Below are 19598 nucleotides of genomic sequence, written 5' to 3'. Positions count from 1 at the left end.
GGATTTCGCCTCCGGCGGCCAAAGGAGCTAAGCCCCTTTGGAATCCCTATTAGTAAAATCCCGGACGAACTCGCGTCCGTCCGGGCTGTAAAAACAAACTTAATCTACGTCTTCGACGTCGCCTTCTTTGATCCATTCAGAGCCGGAAGAAGTCTTGCCTTTCAGACGCAGGCCCACCAGCTTGATGAAGCCTTCAGCGTCTTTCTGGTTGTATACTTCGTCTTCTTCGAAGGTAGCGAGATCTTCGCGGTACAGGGAGTAAGGAGACTTACGGCCTTCGGGAATTGCGTTACCCTTGTAGAGCTTCAGTCTTACGGTACCGGTTACGGTCTTCTGGGTTTCATCGATCATTGCCTGCAGCGCGATACGCTCAGGTGCGAACCAGAAACCGTTGTAGATCATTTCAGCATACTTGGGTATCAGGCTGTCACGCAGGTGCATGACTTCGCGGTCCATGCAAAGACCTTCGAGGTCGCGGTGCGCGATGTGCATGATGGTTCCACCGGGAGTTTCGTAAACACCGCGGGATTTCATGCCCACGAAACGGTTTTCAACCATATCCACACGGCCGATACCGTGCTTGCCGCCCAGCTCATTAAGTTTCTCAACCAGAGCTGCCGGGGAATACTTGGTACCGTTAATTGCTACAGGGTCACCTTTTTCAAAATCAATAGTGATGATTTCAGGCTCATCCGGTGCTTCCTCAATGGGACGGCAGTAACGGTAAGACTCAGGGGAAGGAGCATTCCAAGGATCTTCAAGCTCAGCACCTTCAAAGCTTACGTGCAGCATGTTGGCATCCATGGACCAAGGCTTCTTGCGGGTGGTGGGAATTTCAATATCGTTAGCTTCCGCGAACTTCATGAGATCAGTACGGGATTTAAGATCCCATTCACGCCAAGGAGCAATATGCTTCAGCTTGGGGTTCATGCCCATGCCGCCCAATTCAAAACGAACCTGATCGTTACCTTTACCGGTAGCACCGTGGGCCAAAGCCTGTGCGCCTTCCATTTCCGCAATCTCAACCATTCTTTTGGCGATCAGCGGACGTGCGATGGAAGTTCCGAGCAGGTAGCGGCCTTCGTAGATGGCACCGGCACGGAATGCAGGAAAAATGAAATCACGTGCAAATTCTTCACGCAGGTCTTCAACGAAAGCCTTGGTTGCGCCGGTCTTGAGGGCCTTTTCCTCAATACCATCCAACTCTTCACCCTGACCGAGGTCAGCAGTAAGGGTAATAACTTCGCAGTTGTACTCCTGCTTGATCCATTTCAGAATGATGGAGGTATCCAGACCACCGGAATATGCCAATACTACTTTATTAATCTTACTCATTTTCTATAAATCCTTAAAAACTATATTTTTATTATTCAATAGTATGCATGTGCGGGACAGCCTGTACGGGGCCGAGCAGCTTTTCTACTGCGTCGTAGTCCACTTCAATGCCGTTAACAGCCCATTCGAGGATTGCTTTCTGCATGTGCAGTCTGTTTTCAGCCTGATCAAAGATGATTGATCTGGGGCCATCCAGAACTTCAGCAGTAACTTCCTCACCACGGTGTGCGGGCAGGCAATGCATTACCTTGCAATCTGGATCAGCATGCTTGAGAAGCTCGTCATTCACCTGATAAGCGGCAAAAGCCATTTCACGCTTCTTCTGCTCTTCTTCCTGTCCCATGGAAGCAAAAACGTCAGTATTGACGTAATGCGCCCCTTTGACGGCTTCAACCGGATCATGGCTCAGATTGATCTTTGCTCCCATTGACAGTGCGCGGGAAAGAATATCGTGATCAGGCTCATATCCTTTAGGAAATGCAAGAGTCAGGTAAAACGGAAAGTAAATGGCGGCATTGATCCATGAATGGGCCATATTGTTGCCGTCACCAACCCATGCCACGTGCACGTTCTCAAGATCAGGAGTTCTCTCATAGATGGTCAGCATATCGCTCAGCACCTGACAGGGATGATATCTATCAGTCAGGGCGTTGATGACCGGGACAGAACCGTGCTCCGCAAGAGTGCGAACCTTCTGCTGCCCGAAAGTACGGACAACAAGTGCATCCGCATAGCGGGAAAGAACCTGCGCAGTGTCTTCCAGCGGTTCACTTCTGCCGAGCTGTGACTCAGCCGGGGTCATAAAAATGGAATGACCGCCGAGCTGCTCAATAGCAACGTCAAAAGAAACTCGTGTACGGGTGGAAGCTTTTTCAAAAATCATGATAACGGTTTTCCCTTCAAGGGCGTTATTCCTAATTTTATTATCTTTCAGCTCTTTTGCACGCAGCAGGAGCTGGCCGAGTTCTGAACGGGGAACATCGTTGATTTTGAGAAGATGTCTGATCATCGTAAAACTCCAGAGATATTTGAGGTGAGCCTTAACTGACAATGAAAAATTGCAATCGGGAATTATTGCCTATAAGACCCGCCATTGTAAACCATAAATACATGTTCATGGTCTAAAAAAGAGGACAAAAACGGGATTTGCTCATGCGCAGCATATGGACATTCCCGACCGGGAACATGCTGCAAGGAAACGGGTTGGCTTTAAGTTATTGCCAACCCAAGGTTCGCAGTCGAACCTCAGGAGATACGGATTCAACAGCAGTGTCAGTGAGAGAATACATTTCAGGACCGTGATCATACCCGGCAAGGTGCAGCATTGCATGCGCAAGCAACCTTACAGTATGCTCTTCCGGCTGCTGACCGTAGAGTCGGGTTTCACGGGTAAGTGTATCCACAGACAAAACTATCTCTCCTAAAAAACTGTTCTTTTCCAGATCTGGTGTCTCGGAAAAAGGGAAACTGAGCACATTGGTAGGCCCTACGCATCCCAAAAATTCTTCATTAACTTCAGCAATGGCGGCATCATTGACTATTTTTAAATCAAAGTCAAAGCCTTCCAGCCCTAAAACCTCAAGCAACATGTCCGACATGCGATATAATTCCCGCTTAGCAAGAGGGAAATTAGCATCCGGCATGCATTCTATGCTCAGGTTCACGCCCATTACTTTCCGCCCTTACACTCATAGGAATCGTAAGCCTTAACAATCCGGGCCACCAAAGGATGACGGATAACATCGGAATCTTCAAATTTAATAAAGCTGATTCCGCGCACATCATGCAGGATATTTATGGCATCCACCAACCCGGAAGGCTCACGGTTAGGCAGGTCAATCTGGGTAATATCTCCAGTAACAACTGCCTTGGAACCAAATCCCAGACGGGTGATGAACATTTTCATCTGCTCCGGAGTGGTGTTCTGGGCTTCATCAAGAATGACAAAAGCATTGGAAAGAGTACGCCCGCGCATGAAGGCCAAGGGTGCGATCTCAATGATATTTTCTTCTATCATATCCTGCACTTTGCCCATATCGAGCATATCATACAGGGCATCATAGAGAGGCCGCATATAGGGATTGACCTTATCAACAAGGTCACCGGGCAGAAACCCCAGTTTCTCCCCTGCTTCTACAGCAGGACGGGTCAAGATGATCCTGTTGACCTCTTTGCGCTGCAAGGCATAAACGGCCATGGCAACTGCCAGATAGGTTTTACCTGTTCCGGCAGGACCGACAGAGAAAACCATGTCATTTTCACGGATGGCGGAAAAATAAGCGCGCTGAGTAAGCGTACGCGGTGTAAGCGATTTCTTGGGCGAAACCGCAAAAAGCTCGTCACGGAAAATTTTGATCAGATCTGCTTTCGGATCACGGCAGAGGATACGGTAAGCGGCTTCCACATCCTGCGGAAAGACCTCTTTACCGGACTTGAGCAGCTTGTAGAGCTGGGTAAAAGACTTTGCTACCGGATCTATGAGTTCTTCATTTTCAGAGATAAGATGCAGGGAGTTCCCCCTACTCTCTATCCTTACACCGGACTGGCGTGAAATGAGATCAAGATTTGAATTCTGGGCACCGAACAGCACACTGGCCAGTCCCACATCATCAAATTCAAGTTTAACCTTAAATGTTTGTTTATCTGCCATTAATTATTTCCCGTTCTTTTTTTGAAAGATGGAATACGGCAGGACGAGCGAAGATGCAACCAATTAAAAACAAGATTAAATTATGATCCGAGAAGGTCATCAATTGCAGCCAATATGGCATTAGCGTTAAACGGCTTGGTGAAGGTGTATTTCACCCCGAACATCTTAATCCAATCAAGCGAATCATAATTTGCTGAAGAGCTGCCACCGGACACTGCGATAATCTTTACATCCGGGTTTTCCTTCATTAATTCCCTGACAGTCTGTACGCCTTCCTTCTCCGGCATGAAAATATCTGTGATAACCAAGTCGATCAGATTGCGGTCGTACCCCTTTACAGCCTTGACTCCATCTTCGGCTTCCGTAACAAGGTGCCCTTCTTTCTCAAGCATTGCTTTAAGAACCTGACGTGAAATTGGATCATCATCTACGACGAGAATCCGGGGCATAAAAATCTCCTTAACTTCCCAAAATAATTACTCAGATAATATATTGATAGTTGTTGCAGGCATCACTACACAGCTATCACGCTAGGAATTAACTTCTATAAAAATTATTTTCAAGACTTTAAAGAAAAAATCTTAGAAGCGTGACTTACGGCTGCCCTTGAAAATTTCGAATTCCAGCAAACGGCATTCAATCTTGGCATTATAAAAAATCAATCTACGAGAGGATTTAAGCCCGATAAACTTTGCCAGTTCAAGATTTCCGGTGAAGATAACCCCCTTGTAGCCCTGACACTTGTTCTTCAAAAAATCACCAATAGCGGTGTAAATCTTTTCCAGCTTGGTTCTACTTCCGAGACGCTCCCCATATTCCGGGTTCATAATGACTATGCCGCCTCCGTCAGGAACCTGTGTCTCACGAAAATCACACACATCAAATTCAATATGATGCTCAACCCCGGCAGCACGGGCATTCTTTCTTGCCGCCTCTACCACTTCAGGATCAATGTCGGTAGCAATAATCTTACCTTCGATAGAATCGCGTTCCCTGTCTTCGGCATCAATGCAGAGATTGTCCCAGTATTCAGGATTATAGCCGGGAAGATTCATAAAGGCATAATTATCACGCATCAGCCCCGGAGCACCATTCAAAGCCACAAGAGCAGCTTCAATGGCAAGGGTTCCGCTACCGCACATGGGAGAAACAAAATTTCCACGTCCGTACCATTTGGCAGCCCGAATCAGGGTTGCGGCCAGAGTTTCCTGCAAGGGAGCCTTGGCGGGAAACTTACGGTAACCACGACGGGAAAGAGGTACACCGGAAGTATCAAGATAAACAGTACATTCGTCATCTTTCCAGTGCAGAAAAACAACAATACCGGACATATCAGGACCAGAAGAAGGACGCCTGCCAGATTTCTCGCGAATACGGTCAACAATTGCATCCTTGACCTTCACATTGGCAAAACGGGAATCATTAACGGTTTCAGTACGCACGGAAGAAGTAACAGTCAGATAATCATCCGGTCCGAGAATCTTTTCCCAAACCATATCCTTGACCTGCTTATACATCTGGTCCGGAGTATCGGCTTTGAACCTCTTGAGCTGGTACATAACCCGATGTCCGCAGCGCACCCAGAGGTTGAGACGCATACAATCATTTAGAGATGCCTTGGTCTCTACCCCGGCAGGCAATTCAGCCCGGATTTTATATCCCAAACGCCCCATCTCTTCAGCGAGATAAGGACTGAAATTCTTAGGACAAGTAACCAACACAATACTTTTGCGTTCAAAATCCAACATATAAACCTCACCGGGCAAATGAATGCCCTAAAAATATATTTGATGTGGGGTGCAGATCAAATTCCTGCATACACCCTTTAGCTCAATAAAAAAAGGCTCTGCCAAGACGGCAGAGCCTTATAAACATAACTAAGCTAAACAACAAGCCCTTATTTCTTAAGAATAGCTTCCATTTTATCAAAATCAGCCAGAATCTGCTCGTCCTGCTGGGGAGCAAACATATTCACAGCCATGATGGTCAGGAAGTTAGCAACAAATCCGGGAACGATTTCATACATTGTTGCACCAAGACCGGCATCTTTCCAGAAAATCAGAACAAGAGTTCCGACAATCATACCGGAAAGTGCTGAAATCCAAGTTGTTTTTCTGCTAAATAGAGAAAACAAAACGACAGGACCGAATGCAGCACCAAACCCGCCCCAAGCGTAAGAAACGAGTCCAAGGACAGTGTTACCCGGTGTCAAAGCCATGCTCATGGCAATGATGGAAATGACCAGAACGCAAAGACGGCCTACGAGCATGAGTTCTTTTTCAGAAGCATCGCGGCGCAGAATCTTCTTATAAAAATCCTCGGTCAAAGCGGATGAGGAAACCAGCAGCTGGGAATCAATAGTAGACATGATCGCGGAAAGGATCGCTGCCAGCAGCACACCGCCGACCCACGGGTTGAAGAGCTTGGAAATCATGTAAATAAAAACTTTCTCCTGCTCACCGCCATGCAGACCATCAAACATGGGGATCGCGACCATACCGACAACAACCGCACCGGCAAGGGAGATCACAACCCAGATAAGGGCAACAGCAGTAGCCTTGGGCAGTTCCTTAATGGAGCTGATTCCCATGAAACGGGTCAGAATATGTGGCTGCCCAAAGTAACCCAGCCCCCAAGCCATAGTGGAAATAACCGCAACTATGGAGAGAGGTGCGCCAGCACCGGTGTGAAAAAGACTGGTAGAAATATGCTTGGCCGCCATTTCAGCTTCGATAACGGAGATGCCACCGTTATCAATTGTTCCAAGAATCGGAACAAGGACAATAGCGAAGAACATCAAGCCGCCCTGAAAGAAGTCAGTCCAGCATACAGCCATAAACCCGCCAAGGAAGGTATAGGAAACAATTACGACTGCCCCGGTGATAACAGCCACGGAGTAATCAATATTGAACATGGACTCGAAGAGTTTACCCGCAGCAACCAGACCGGAAGAAGAATAGATGGTAAAGAACATCAGAATAATGACCGCAGAACCGACCCGCAGTAGGCTGGTTGGATCATTAAAACGCTTTTCAAAAAAGGATGAAATTGTGAGGGTATCGGTCATCTCGGTATAAGCACGCAGACGGGCGGAAACAAAAATCCAGTTCAGGGCAGTACCCACGAACAGGCCAATGGCAATCCAAGCCTCGGTCATACCGCCGAGATAAACAGCACCAGGGAGGCCCATGAGCAGCCAGCCGGACATATCACTGGCCTGCGCGGAGAGAGCGGTAACCCATCCGCCGAGTCCACGCCCGCCAAGGATATAGCCTTCAATATTAGAAGTACGTTTGTAAAAATACCAACCCACCGCCAGCAGGAAGACCAGATAAACACCAAAAGTAAGCAAAGTCTCAGTCTGAATCACAATAAATCCTTTTTGAACAAGTAAAGAAAACAAAAACAACCTAAAACGTAAAAAGGGGCTACTATTTAACCATCCTGAGCATTGTGTACAAGATATTTTTTTTCAGCGTTGATTGTACGGCTATCTGAGCAATACAGATTAAAATATTCAGTTTTTCATTCAAAAAGTTCATTATTTTCATTTGAAGTTCATTACAGACGAAGAGTATCACTCAAAACAGTCGCTCCCCAAAAAACATTATTCATAATTCTCAACACGCCCTACTCAACTTGACACTTTCTCCCTCTTCACAGAAAAATAGAACATGTAAACAACGAACAAACGAGGTTAACATTGACCACACTCATACTCGCCGGACTCACCCTGCTGAGCATTATCGGAATATCATTTTATGCAAGGAAGAAAGGCCATAGCGGACTAGGGGTTTTCTTTGCGCTCTACTGCATAGTTTCAATCATCGTATATACTGTAACCCTACCCGAAGGTAAGCCGTTCATGCTGGTCGACATCCTCGGCCAGATCGGGGTGCTTACCACTTCCATCGGCGTGATTATAGCCCATGCCAAGGGAGCCAAAAGATTCTTCTACATACTGCCCGGGTTGATCATCCTCGGAATCTCACTATCAATCCACATGAACAGAGTCCCACCTCCACCACAGAATGGGACCGCAACAAATCAAACAATCATCATGCAATCAAACCAGACCCAAGAATAACTATTAACTTTAAACAGAACGTAGAAAGCGGCCAGCATGAAAATGCTGACCGCTTTCTATATTAAAGGCCTATAAAAAAAAGAAGCCGTAACATCCTCAACACTCTATTATAATTCTATATATTTCTTTTCACCGTAGCTCGTTTTTAAAGACCATGGTGTTGCTTTGCCATTTTTCAAACGATATATGGCAAGAACATCGTAACCGCCTTTTTCAATAAGACCGTTCAGAAATGGACGCGTACTTACGACATTTTTCTTCACTTCAATATCCTCCACCAACTCGACTTCTCCCGAAACACGTACCTGATTTTGCCCTTTGGAAGTATAGAAACACATTTCTATAAGGGGATTCCGGGCAAGCTGTTCATATACATCCTTATATTTATCTGTACCAAACAATATTTGCTCATCGCTGGCTTCAATTAACGTCATTACCCGGACACGTGGCTGTGTACTTTCATTTGTGGCTAAAAAGAAAAAAGGGTTATCGTTAATAAATTTTAAAATTTCATTCTTTGTCATAATTAATTCTCCCTTGTTTTTAGTGCTCTCTGAGAGTTTCTACCAATCTAAGAAACTCCCGCTCAAATTATGTGAGACAATTAACTCACCTGCTAAAGCGTGTGTAGTTAGTTACCATCTCAAGCATGGATAGATGAGACAGGACTTCCCTTTATAGCTTTGAGCGGGTAACATTAGGTAATGCCCCTCCGTAAACTTTGCCTCGGATTATTGATATATCCCAAAGCAAGACTATTTCGGGAACAAAAGGAGAAAGACTATGGCGTTACACTTTGAACAACTATCTGCTTTTGCGAAAACGGCAGAATGCGGTTCTTTTTCTGCTGCTGCACGCGCTCTAGGTAAAGTTCAATCAGCCGTAAGCACGGCAGTCATGAATTTGGAGATAGATTTAGGAGTGGAACTTTTCGACAGGTCCGGAAAATACCCGCGCCTTACCCCAGAAGGAGAATCGCTCCTAAGAGATGCCCGAACACTTCTCGCTAAGGGGAACGATTTTGAAGAAAAGGCACGCAGCCTATGCATGGGGATTAAGCCAGGACTCACGCTTGCTCTTGATGAAGCTCTACCTAAAGAACGAATTCGGGCCCTTCTTAAACAATTTGGTGACGCCTATCCTCTAGTAGATTTAGAACTTCTCAATGCTTCTCTAGGTGACGCACAAAAAATGGTAAAATCGGGCAGAGCTCATATTGGTATAATTATTCCTTTTTACACTCCTCCCTTAGAGGAGAACATGAAACACATCGGCAATATGCGCATGTACCCAGCAGCAAGCCCAAGCCATCCTTTGGCGAATCTTTCCAGTATTACATTAGAAGATTTATATCCGCATCGCCAATTACTACCTACCAGCAGAAGCGGAGATAAAGATCCAGAAGAATTTGTACTAAGCAAATCAGCATGGTGGGTGGAAGGAGTGCATGTTGTCCGAGATATGATCCGGGAAAATTTGGGCTGGGGGTTTCTTCCAGAGCACCTTATTCGTAAAGGCGAAAAATCAGGAAAACTTGCCCGCCTATCTCTTATTTCTATGAAAACAGTTGCGCAGGTTCCCATAATTCTCACATGGAGTCCTTCAGAGTCCCTTGGCCCCACAGGAAAATTCATTACAGCCGGATTGGCACAAATAAATGAGCTGTAACCTGACACGTTAAAAATGGAAATTTTAGTCTATAGACCCCAGTCAACTATATCTATTAATATCTACTGGATAACCCGCTGTTCCGGATTCATCTTCTCAATCACATCATAAATCATTTCCGCAAACTTCCGCAGCCTTGCGGCATACTGTTCATCCTCGACTACAGCAGCATCCTGCTCCGCAAGAGTTGCCACTGCCTGCAATTGAACAGCCCCTTGAGCCATTGTCATGTGCCCAGCCTTCATCTCATTAGATATGAATGTCACTTGGTCTGCATATTTCTTTAGGTGATTCATGGGGGGTATGGATACATTAGGTTGGGGGAAATGCAAGGGAGGAATTGTTGTTTTCAAAATAATTAGATACAAAAAGCGAGGCTCAATAAAACTATTTCGAGGGTATCACTAATGGAGAACAAAGACTGGATACTGCTGGGACTCGCATTTACCCCACTCGTTCTTGTGTACCTATACTCATACAATTACGAAGTTTTTTACTTTTTATATAACTACTCTGGAGCACGGGCTATCAAGCAGCTGCTTTCTCCCCCACCCAAAAAAGAACTCGACGATGCAAACTACAGAAGCCCCAGCACCTTTATACTATGGATTGTTAGTATTTATGTTGCAATATTTGGGCTTGCTTCTAATCGGTATGAGGGAGCAGTAAATACTTACGTAATGCAAATTTCCAATTTTCAAAATCAAATGACTTCTGAATATAGAGCTGTTGCGTGTGGAGATTTAAGTAGGCTGCAAAGCATAAAAACTCCAATTAAACCTGAAATTTTCGATGTTTTTTCTACAATTAACTCCTTCTTCTCAAAGGAGGAATATGCGGAAGGTCAAAAACTACTTATTTCTACAATAGAAATGTATAAATATAAACTTTCAAGAGCGTTTCTCATAAAGGCCAACCTCTCGAGAATAAACTTCTGGAGAGCAGAACTAAAGAGAGCCAACCTAAAGCTTGCCAGGCTCAACAAGGCCAACCTCTCATATGCCAACCTCCAAGGAGCTAACCTAAAAAGCGCCAACCTAAAAGAAGCCAACCTCTGGAGAGCCAACTTATCAGGAGCTGGTCTTTCAACAGCGATACTCCTAAAAACCAACCTTACCAAAGCTAACCTCAAAAAGGCCAACCTCACGCTTGCATGTCTAAAAAAAGCCGGACTCACGGAAGCCGTCTTAAATGGAGCGGACCTCAGAGGAGCAGACCTTACCCGTGCCAATCTTGAAAAAGCTGATCTAAAAGGAGCTAATCTCAAAGGAGCTTGTCTTATAAGAGTTAATCTTTCGGAAGCCAAACTCCATGGTGTTGATTTAACCAAAGTTAGCTCTCTGTATAAAGCTACACTCCCTCCTGAGACAGAAAAGTTACTCCAAAAAACGCAACCCCAACTTTTCGTTAAACCAGACTGGTATACAGGAAAAGAATAAACAAACAGAGGCGCTGCCATGGAAACATACATCACATCCCACATAGGAATTATAATTCTGATCCTGATCTCGAACTCATCCAGACCGTTTTACAACCTATATGAATACTCCGGCGCACGTGCGATCAAACAGCTGATCCGGCCTCCGTCTAAAAAAGAGCTTGAGGATGATAACTACAGAAACCCCAGCACCTTTGTGCTCTGGATCTTCAGCATATATATTGCGATATTTGGATTAGCATCTAATAGATATGAAAGAGCTGTAAGCACTCATGAAATGCAAATGGCATCATTTCAAACACAAATGTCAACGGACCTTAAAGGATACTCTTGTGCAAAAATACCTAAACTTCAAAAAGCAACAATCCCTCTTGAGCCAAACCTATTTAACATATGGCAAACTATCCTTTCCTTCTTTAAAGTAACTAAATACAAGAGAGGACAAACATTAATAATCGACACTCTAGAATCTTATAAAAATGTTTTAACCAGAGCTAGACTTTCGCAGTGCGATTTATCAAATGCAGATTTCTCAAATGGAAACTTAGCAAAATCATCCTTTTATCAATCAAATTTGATAGGCACATATTTCTCATGGTCGAATCTTGAAAAAGCCAGTTTTGTCAAAGCTAACTGTACTCAAATCCATTTTTTTGGGACAAATCTCAAAAAAGCAACCATAAATAAAGCAGACCTTACAAGTGCGATTATAGTGGGCTCCAACTTATCTTATGCGCAGCTAAGAAAAAGCAAAGCGGCAAATGCAACAATAGTAGCAACAAATTTTTCCCATGCAAGGCTTGACCAAGCAAAGATTAGTTATTCTGAGATGACAGAGTGTGATTTTCAATTTGCAAACATGAAAAATGCCATTTTTCTTGGAACAAACTTGCGTAAATCAGATTTTATTTCAGCAAATTTAACAAATGTTACTTTTGTTGAAGCAGACCTTACTGATACAGTAAACCTTACACCAAAACAGCTTTCACAATCAAAAACTCTATACAAAGCTAAACTCCCAAAAAAAATTGAAAAAGAACTAAGAGAAACACATCCACACCTATTCAAAAAACCAGACTGGTACAAAGAGGATGAAACCTAACACCTAAACTATCCAGCTAGAAATAGGTTTAAAAAAACAAAAACAGCCCCTTACAACATCTATGCGGATGATGGTGTAAGGGGCTGTTTATATTTGCAATGGTGCGAAAGGAGAGACTCGAACTCTCACGGATTAACCGCTGGATCCTAAATCCAGTGCGTCTACCAATTCCGCCACTCTCGCAACCAAATATTATGGGCTATTTATTGGACTTTGCTCCTTGTGGATTAACCCAAACAAGGGCGCTGTCCCGTGCAGCCGTTGCGTTAATATAAGCAGGGCTATCGCTTGTCAACAAAAATCGCAAATAATTCTATAGAAACGGCAACTTCTATTAACCGGACATGGCCGCAAGCAGCTTTTCAAGCTTAGCCTCCATGTCCTTGAAATCCTTTGCAAGCAGGCGCAGACAGGGCTCTATGCCCTTTGCTCCGGAATCACAAACCACATCAACCATCTCCGGATCGGGATGTTCGGACATAGCCTTGCAAGTTCCCCACTCAAGGGTATTCTCCTCAGTTCCGGGAACTTCCCCCGGCTCGTCCGCCCGGTCGAACCATGCTTCAACAAATCCGCACTCAGCAACAGAAGCTATTATGCGTTCATTGAACCTTAAACCTGCAGCGCAGCCTACTTCAGGGTTTGACTTGCGCGCACAGAGCAGCACCTTGGCAATATGGCTGGAAGCACCGAATTCTGGGTGCCCGCAAACCATAACTTCCCCTTTGCGCGTACAGGAAACCCTGCCGCTGAATGCAGCAACATCATCGATATCCCCGGCATGCGGTAGGGCTGCAGCCACATTCATACGCACTTCCGGAATTAATTCATTTAACCCCTCCATGCACTCAAGGCGCAACCCGAATTCATGCAGCTCTGATAAAATCCCCTGCTTCATCTGTTCAATCAACATGGGCGCAAGGTGGTTAGGCGGTCCGCTGCCCTCACCGAGATCAAATCCGGCCCGTAAGGCAAGATTAAGGTATTCCTGAGCCTTACGTACGGCGGTAACCATATCATACCCTTTTGCCAATCCAGAAGCGATAGTAGCAGAAAGAGTACATCCGGTCCCGTGGCTGTTCTTGGTCTTTACCCTTTGCTGCATGAGCGGGATAGGCTGCTGTCCCTTGATGCCCAACCAGTCAGTTGCGGCTACGGAATCAAAATGCCCCCCCTTTACCAGTACGGCTTTGGGTCCCATCTCAAGCAGGATTTCGATTGCCCTGAACACATCTTCACGGCTCTTGATTTCCATACCGGTAAAAAGCTCCGCCTCAGGCACATTGGGCGTAAGCAGATCTGCCAGCGGGAAAATTTCCTTCATAGCTTCCACTGCATCGTCTTTAAGCAGCTTCGCCCCACTGGTTGCCACGCATACAGGATCGATTACCAGCGGAATATCCTTATCTTTCAGGATTTCGCCAACCGCTCTAATGATGGGTGCTGAAAAAAGCATCCCGGTTTTAGCGGCCCGAACTTTAATATCTTTACAAACCGTTTCAATCTGGAGGGCTACAAACTCAGGAGAGACAGCTTCAATTCCAGTTACTCCGGTTGTGTTCTGGGCGGTAAGCGCTGTAATAGCGCTGGCCCCGTAACATCCAGCCATGGAAATAGCTTTGAGATCGGCCTGAATACCGGCCCCTCCGCCGGAGTCAGAACCTGCAATAGTTAAAACGCATGGAAGCGGTTTCATTATGCCTCCTTGGGCAATTTTTTTATTTTTGATTGAAGAATTTTACCCACGCCCCCGCTCCGGGTCAACATGTGCCGTTTAATAATTGGATTAAACATATAATCTGGACAGGAAAGCCACCCTATGTTTTATTTAAATTGAAAAAATTTTATAAAAAACACTTTTCCCCACAAGCGAAAATGAAAATATCACTCCTAGAAAACTGTTCTTCAGAGGCAATAAAGAAGAAGCTCTCCGGACTCCTGCTCAAAGATCTAGTCAAACTGGATGAATTGCAAAATATGCTTGATGTCAGCTACATTGCCACAGAAATGCCTTCCGGAATAATTGATTCAGTTACAGGAGAAATATATGCCGGTGCTGGCTGGCAGAAAATATGTACTGATTTTCACCGTGTACATCCGGAGACCTGTGCCAATTGTATTACCAGCGACACCGCCATTACTGATAAAATCCAAAAAGGAGAACACTACGGCTACAAGTGTACTAACGGTCTTTGGGATATCGGAGTACCAATCATGTGTATGGAGCAGCACATTGCTACTTTTTTTCTGGGTCAGTTTTTTTATGAAGGAGAAGAACCGGACCGCGATTTTTTCGTTAAGCAAGCAGACAAGTACGGGTTTGACCAAAAGGAATACCTTAAGGCTTTGGACTCAGTCCCCCGCTTTTCACGCGAACGGGTTGAATTAACTCTTAAATACAACATTGCCCTTGCGGCCTTTCTCTCTGACTCTGCTTCCAAATCCATGAGTAATTTTTACGAAATCGAACAACGCAAGGAAGCAGAAAAAGAGATAAAAAGCCTTCGTAACTATCTCGCAAATATTATTGATTCCATGCCCTCTGCCCTGATCGGGGTCGACCCGGAGGGAAAAATCACCCAATGGAACAAGGAAGCGGAATCAATATCAGGAATCGGACAGGACAAGGCAATCGGGGCCAAGCTTGAAGACACCATCCCCACCCTTGGATCGGAAATGGACCGTATCCGCAAAGCAATTAACACCCGCCGCAAGCAGGCTTACATAAACAGACCCGGACCGGAAGAGGACAATGCAACATGTGAGGATGTGACCATCTATCCCCTCATTGCAAATGGAGTACGCGGCGCGGTTATCCGTATTGATGATGTGACAGAACGGGTCAACCTTGAACGCATGATGCTCCAATCAGAAAAAATGATGTCTGTGGGCGGATTAGCCGCAGGCATGGCCCATGAGATTAACAATCCTCTCTCAGGGATCATGGGACATGCAAGCAACATAAAAAAACGCATTTACGAAGACCTCACCCCTAATATCTCAGCAGCAGAGAATTGTGGCATTACCCTTCTCGACATGCGCAATTATCTGGATCAAAGAGACATCCCCCGCATGCTGGACGGAATAAGTCAAGCGGCAGAAAGAGCGGCGATAATAGTCCGCAACATGCTTACTTTCAGCCGTAAAAGCGAACAGAATTTCACCCCACAAAACCTTTCAGAACTGCTCGACAGAACCATCGAGCTTGCGTCCAGCGACTATGACTTGAAGCAACAATACGATTTTAAACAGATTGAAATTGTAAGAGAATATGAGACCAAAACAACTCCGGTATATTGCGAAGGGAATGAGATTCAGCAGGTTTTCCTCAACATCCTAAAAAATGGTGCTGAAGCTATGATGGAATCACCGGCCCCATCCCGCTTCATATGTAAAGTCTACGAAAAGGCTGGCAAGGCTGTGGTTGAAATCATAGATAACGGACCGGGTATCCCCGAAAACGTGCGTAAACGCATTTTTGAGCCATTCTTCACAACAAAAGAAGTAGGAAAAGGAACGGGACTGGGTCTTTCTGTTTCATATTTCATTGTCACCGATCAGCACAACGGTTTCATGGATGTACAGTCCGTCCCCGGAGAATGGACAAGATTTATAATTAAGCTGCCCTTTAAATAACAAATTTAAAGCAGACTTTTAAGAAAGTGCCAGATGCTAGGCGCAAGAAAAAGGCTGGAACGACGCGTATACTATATACACGAGTTTCAGCTTTTTATGCAGCACCCCACAGGGGTAAGGTCTTGTAAGCTCTAAGAAACGCTAACAATTCACTTTACGACGCAGATGGTGCTTTATCAAAAGTCTGCTCTTGCCAGCTGCGGGGTTCGGCTATATGTATGCCCCATGACAAAAAGCATTATCGCAAAAAAGCAGCCCCAGCCTAAATTCCTGCCCATGACCAGAGCGGAAATGGACAAGCTGGGCTGGGACAGACCGGACATCATTCTTGTTTCCGGCGACAGCTATATCGACCACCCGAGCTTTGGCATTCCTCTTTTGGGACGCGTTCTTTCCGCACACGGCTTCAAGGTAGCCATAGCCTGCCAGCCGGATTGGAATGATCCCAAGGCACTGGAAAAACTGGGCCGCCCTCGCCTTTATGCCGGAGTATCCGCCGGAGCGCTGGATTCCATGGTCGCCCACTACACATCTTTCCGTAAAAAAAGAAGCGATGATGCCTACACCCCCGGCGGCAAGGCAGGAACACGTCCCAACCGGGCCTGTATTATTTATACCAACCTGATCAAAAAAGCCTTCAAAGGCCTCCCGGTAGTTATCGGTGGGATTGAAGCTTCGCTGCGTCGAATCTCCCATTACGATTTCTGGACCGATAAAATCCGCAAGCCCATCCTTATGGACAGCAAGGCCGACCTGCTGGTCTACGGCATGGGTGAACGGGCCATGCTCGAAGCGGCTATCCTGCTTTCACAAGCTGAGGAACCATCCGCATCTGACCTCAAGGGTATCCCCGGCACAGCTTTCATGGGCACTCCGGAAGACGTTGAAGCCGGCGCAAAACTAACCGAACTCCCTTCCCATCAAGAAATCGTTGATAAATCCCGGCAATTAATGACTGCTACCCTTGCTCTTGAAGAACAAGTTCACTTCGGGGACTCCTGGGCCATTCAACCGGTCGATAAAAGGCACGTTGTCATCACTCCGCCCTCAAAACATCTTTCCACTGAAGAACTGGACTGGCTCTACAGCCTGCCCTATGCCCGGTTGCCCCACCCCATCTATAATAATAAGGGGCGCATTCCGGCAGCGGACATGATCGAATTCAGCATCACATCTCACCGTGGCTGCGGCGGAGGTTGTTCCTTCTGCTCAATTGCCATGCATCAGGGACGGCACATCCGCTCCCGAAGCAGGAAATCGATCATGAATGAACTTAAACGCATGCAGGACCATCCGGATTTCAAAGGATCTGTTTCAGATATCGGCGGTCCCAGCGCCAATATGTGGAACGCACACTGTTCACTGGAACGGGGCAAATGCAAACGCAAAAGCTGCCTTGTGCCCAAGGTCTGCCCCAATTTCAAATATGACCAGAAAGCCAACCTCAAACTTTTACGTGATGCGCAAAAGATGGACGGCATCAAACACGTGCGGGTTGCCAGCGGTGTGCGCTATGATCTCGGGCAGAAAGACAGAACCAGCCTTAAAGATATTTTCAAGGAATTCGTCGGCGGCCAATTGAAAGTGGCCCCGGAACATATTGCGCCTTCAGTGCTCAAGCATATGCGTAAACCGGACCTGCCGATATTCGAAAGCTTTCTGGAAATGTTCGCCGCAGAGTCTAAAAAAGTAGGCAAAGAGCAGTATGTCATACCATACCTGATGAGTGCCTTCCCCGGGTGCACAGATAATGACATGCGCCATCTTGCTTCATGGCTGGCTGCAAGGGGCTGGAAACCGCGTCAGGTCCAGTGCTTTATTCCCACTCCGGGGACCGTTGCAACAGCCATGTTCTATTGTGAGACCGATCCTGCAGGCAATAAAATTTACGTAGCCAAGACAGACGCCCAGCGTTTGAAGCAGCACCGCATCCTCATACCTGATCCGGGCCGTGACCCACGAGCAGGTAAACAAGGTGGTAAGCAGGGCAAAAAAAAACCTTCTACCGAAAACCGCCCCGCTTCTGCACCCAAAGGGAAAAAAGGCGGCAGAAAAGGCAGAAAGCCGGAACAGGAGCATAGCGGCGGAAAGGGAAACAACAAGCCCAAAATTTTTAACCGTAAGGAAAAAGGAAAGAGCTTCACAAGGAAGAAAAAAACGAAGTAATTCCTGTTGGAAACAGAAGGCAATTAATATAACATACGCCTTAACCTGAACTTCAACAGCGGATTACTCTATGAGCTCAGAATCATTTGCCAACCTGTGTATTTTTCACATTATGGACGGACTGCGGGATGGACTTTCCCACTTTTCATCCAATAGCCGTACAGCCCTGATTTATGCAGTGACTCCTGATGATCCGCTGCGTATCTATGATCCTCAGGACCTGCTCAGGGAGCACCAGCCCAAACTCAAGGAGTATTATCTTGACTCTGAGGACTGGCGCAAAGGCGGCAACCATGACGACAACACAAGACTCATAGAAGTAGTCCGCACCAAAGATCTGGCCCTTGCAGGGTTAATTACCTGCAGTGCCCGCTCCAGTAGTATCTTCTACCAATGCTGGTTTACTGAGCAGCACCCGGACATGTGTTCCATCGGCCCAACTGAAAGCTGGATGGAATACGCCGCCCTATTGCTCTCTCAGGATTTTGCCACCCAGAACATTCTGCGCATCGACAGTTCAGGCCACCTGCTGCGCGAATATTCCACTCACGCAGTGCGCGACTATATTGTGGACCAGCGCAACCGCATTATGGGCTGGGATACACAGTTGCGGGTTTACCCCATACTGGACGCGGTACTGGGAATTTCCAAAACCAGAGAGGAAGGCGCATGGGCCCGTGGAGAACTGATCTTCATTGAACCTTCGGAACTTGATTCAATCAAGTACATGGCCAAGTTTCCTGAAAATGAAAGGCCTTCCCTAAAGAATCATAAACACGTCCGGAAATTGTTGCAATCCGTTGAAAGCTCTAGCCGCAAACTTGTTTCTGACGGCAAGTGTGTAGTCGGGATTGCTTCTATCCCGCCCACAAACAACTCCATCTCCGTTCAGTTCAAGGGAGATTGGGGAATGGTTTATCTCGGAACGGAAGCTGTATGCAGTTTTGCTGACGCCAAATTTTCTTCCACCAACTACAAGCCGAACCTTGTCCATCTGGAAGAATACCTTCTGGAACTGGATTTGAGTGCAGATATACGACACAGCCTTTTCCAGTTGGTGATCCAGATGATCACCACGGCCAATCACCGTGCCCATGGTTGTACACTTGTCCTCGACTTTAACGATGAACCGGTCACTATTGCCGGACAAACTATTGAAGAACCTCTGGACCTGCGAGAACCTGAGATTCGCGGACTCGCCCGATCACTCACCAAACTAGATGGAGCTGTCCACATCTGTAAGGATTTAAAGCTGCACGGCTTTGCATGCCTACTGGACGGTAAAGCTGTATCAGGAGAAAACCGGGCCAGAGGTGCGCGCTTTAACTCCGCCCTACGATTCACCGCCAAGCATGACAACCTGATCGTAATCGTTGTTTCAGCCGACAAGCCTGTTTCAATTATTCAACGCGGAGTCGAACTCACCGCCATCTGCGAATGGAAACAACTTTTTGCCTGCGTCAGCACTCCCCCTACCTTTCAAAAATGGAACGAAGAATAATTTAAAATCAGCAAC

At 46.1% G+C, this 19598-nt stretch carries 17 protein-coding genes and 1 tRNA gene; 7 read left to right on the top strand and 11 right to left on the bottom strand.

All coding sequences use genetic code 11. The annotated features are described in order from the left end of the window. Nucleotides 1–99: 99 nt before the first annotated feature. The 7 genes from ACO05Z_RS08425 to putP all read right to left on the bottom strand — a co-directional run bounded on the left by ACO05Z_RS08425 (nucleotide 100) and on the right by putP (nucleotide 7355). Nucleotides 100–1335, bottom strand: a complete 1236-nt coding sequence (locus ACO05Z_RS08425; protein WP_421901726.1) for an argininosuccinate synthase — start codon at nucleotides 1333–1335, stop codon at nucleotides 100–102. Nucleotides 1336–1366: 31 nt separating this feature from the next. Beyond that, entirely contained in the window at nucleotides 1367–2344 is a 978-nt protein-coding gene (gene argF / locus ACO05Z_RS08420; RefSeq protein ID WP_421901725.1) for an ornithine carbamoyltransferase, read from the bottom strand. Between the two features lie 205 nt (nucleotides 2345–2549). After that, a complete protein-coding gene (gene ybeY, locus ACO05Z_RS08415) occupies nucleotides 2550–3005 on the bottom strand; it encodes an rRNA maturation RNase YbeY (RefSeq protein ID WP_421901724.1) in 456 nt (151 codons plus the stop codon). Beyond that, complete coding sequence (locus ACO05Z_RS08410) at nucleotides 3005–3985, bottom strand: PhoH family protein (protein WP_421901723.1); 981 nt, start codon at nucleotides 3983–3985, stop codon at nucleotides 3005–3007. The genes ybeY and ACO05Z_RS08410 overlap by 1 nt, the downstream gene beginning before the upstream one ends. Before the next feature lie 80 nt (nucleotides 3986–4065). Continuing rightward, a complete protein-coding gene (locus ACO05Z_RS08405) occupies nucleotides 4066–4434 on the bottom strand; it encodes a response regulator (protein WP_421901722.1) in 369 nt (122 codons plus the stop codon). 132 nt (nucleotides 4435–4566) lie between these two features. Continuing rightward, on the bottom strand, nucleotides 4567–5733 hold the full coding sequence (locus ACO05Z_RS08400; protein ID WP_421901721.1) for a THUMP domain-containing class I SAM-dependent RNA methyltransferase: 1167 nt from the start codon (nucleotides 5731–5733) through the stop codon (nucleotides 4567–4569). A 149-nt stretch (nucleotides 5734–5882) separates the two neighbouring features. Further along, on the bottom strand, nucleotides 5883–7355 hold the full coding sequence (gene putP, locus ACO05Z_RS08395; RefSeq protein ID WP_421901720.1) for a sodium/proline symporter PutP: 1473 nt from the start codon (nucleotides 7353–7355) through the stop codon (nucleotides 5883–5885). Between the two features lie 333 nt (nucleotides 7356–7688). Between putP and ACO05Z_RS08390 the strand changes: the two genes are divergently transcribed. Then, nucleotides 7689–8072, top strand: coding sequence for a hypothetical protein (locus ACO05Z_RS08390; RefSeq protein ID WP_421901719.1), 384 nt, complete (start codon nucleotides 7689–7691; stop codon nucleotides 8070–8072). Between the two features lie 107 nt (nucleotides 8073–8179). On the opposite strand, the gene ACO05Z_RS08385 is transcribed toward ACO05Z_RS08390, so the two are convergent. After that, the gene (locus tag ACO05Z_RS08385; protein ID WP_421901718.1) at nucleotides 8180–8596 is read right to left on the bottom strand and encodes a pyridoxamine 5'-phosphate oxidase family protein; all 417 of its coding nucleotides are present in this window, start codon (nucleotides 8594–8596) and stop codon (nucleotides 8180–8182) included. A 259-nt stretch (nucleotides 8597–8855) separates the two neighbouring features. On the opposite strand from ACO05Z_RS08385, the gene ACO05Z_RS08380 reads away from it, so the two are divergent. After that, a complete protein-coding gene (locus tag ACO05Z_RS08380) occupies nucleotides 8856–9740 on the top strand; it encodes a LysR family transcriptional regulator (RefSeq protein WP_421901717.1) in 885 nt (294 codons plus the stop codon). Nucleotides 9741–9802: 62 nt separating this feature from the next. Here ACO05Z_RS08380 and ACO05Z_RS08375 read toward each other — a convergent pair whose 3' ends face one another. After that, nucleotides 9803–10006: a hypothetical protein gene (locus ACO05Z_RS08375; protein ID WP_421901716.1), complete on the bottom strand. Its 204-nt coding sequence runs from the start codon at nucleotides 10004–10006 to the stop codon at nucleotides 9803–9805. A 141-nt stretch (nucleotides 10007–10147) separates the two neighbouring features. Here ACO05Z_RS08375 and ACO05Z_RS08370 point away from each other — a divergent pair, with 141 nt between their 5' ends. Next, complete coding sequence (locus tag ACO05Z_RS08370; RefSeq protein WP_421901715.1) at nucleotides 10148–11179, top strand: pentapeptide repeat-containing protein; 1032 nt, start codon at nucleotides 10148–10150, stop codon at nucleotides 11177–11179. Between the two features lie 18 nt (nucleotides 11180–11197). Next, nucleotides 11198–12280 carry a pentapeptide repeat-containing protein gene (locus tag ACO05Z_RS08365; protein WP_421901714.1) on the top strand — a complete coding sequence of 361 codons (1083 nt, stop codon included), beginning with the start codon at nucleotides 11198–11200 and terminating at the stop codon, nucleotides 12278–12280. A gap of 99 nt (nucleotides 12281–12379) precedes the next feature. Here ACO05Z_RS08365 and ACO05Z_RS08360 read toward each other — a convergent pair. Continuing rightward, nucleotides 12380–12463: transfer RNA gene (locus tag ACO05Z_RS08360), tRNA-Leu, on the bottom strand. Nucleotides 12464–12614: 151 nt separating this feature from the next. Next, nucleotides 12615–13976 (bottom strand): bifunctional hydroxymethylpyrimidine kinase/phosphomethylpyrimidine kinase, encoded by a 1362-nt coding sequence (gene thiD / locus ACO05Z_RS08355; RefSeq protein ID WP_421901713.1) that lies wholly within the window; start codon nucleotides 13974–13976, stop codon nucleotides 12615–12617. A 179-nt stretch (nucleotides 13977–14155) separates the two neighbouring features. On the opposite strand from thiD, the gene ACO05Z_RS08350 reads away from it, so the two are divergent. From ACO05Z_RS08350 to ACO05Z_RS08340, 3 genes are all read left to right on the top strand, one after another. Beyond that, nucleotides 14156–15916 (top strand): PocR ligand-binding domain-containing protein, encoded by a 1761-nt coding sequence (locus ACO05Z_RS08350; protein WP_421901712.1) that lies wholly within the window; start codon nucleotides 14156–14158, stop codon nucleotides 15914–15916. A gap of 225 nt (nucleotides 15917–16141) precedes the next feature. Next, nucleotides 16142–18082 (top strand): YgiQ family radical SAM protein, encoded by a 1941-nt coding sequence (locus ACO05Z_RS08345; protein ID WP_421901711.1) that lies wholly within the window; start codon nucleotides 16142–16144, stop codon nucleotides 18080–18082. Between the two features lie 70 nt (nucleotides 18083–18152). Next, complete coding sequence (locus ACO05Z_RS08340) at nucleotides 18153–19583, top strand: DNA integrity scanning protein DisA nucleotide-binding domain protein (RefSeq protein ID WP_421901710.1); 1431 nt, start codon at nucleotides 18153–18155, stop codon at nucleotides 19581–19583. The last annotated feature ends 15 nt before the right edge of the window (nucleotides 19584–19598 follow it).

It is taken from the genome of Maridesulfovibrio sp. (genome assembly GCF_965230075.1).
In the GTDB taxonomy this organism is placed as follows: Bacteria; Desulfobacterota; Desulfovibrionia; order Desulfovibrionales; family Desulfovibrionaceae; genus Maridesulfovibrio.
This window is presented reverse-complemented; position numbering and strand designations above follow the sequence as displayed.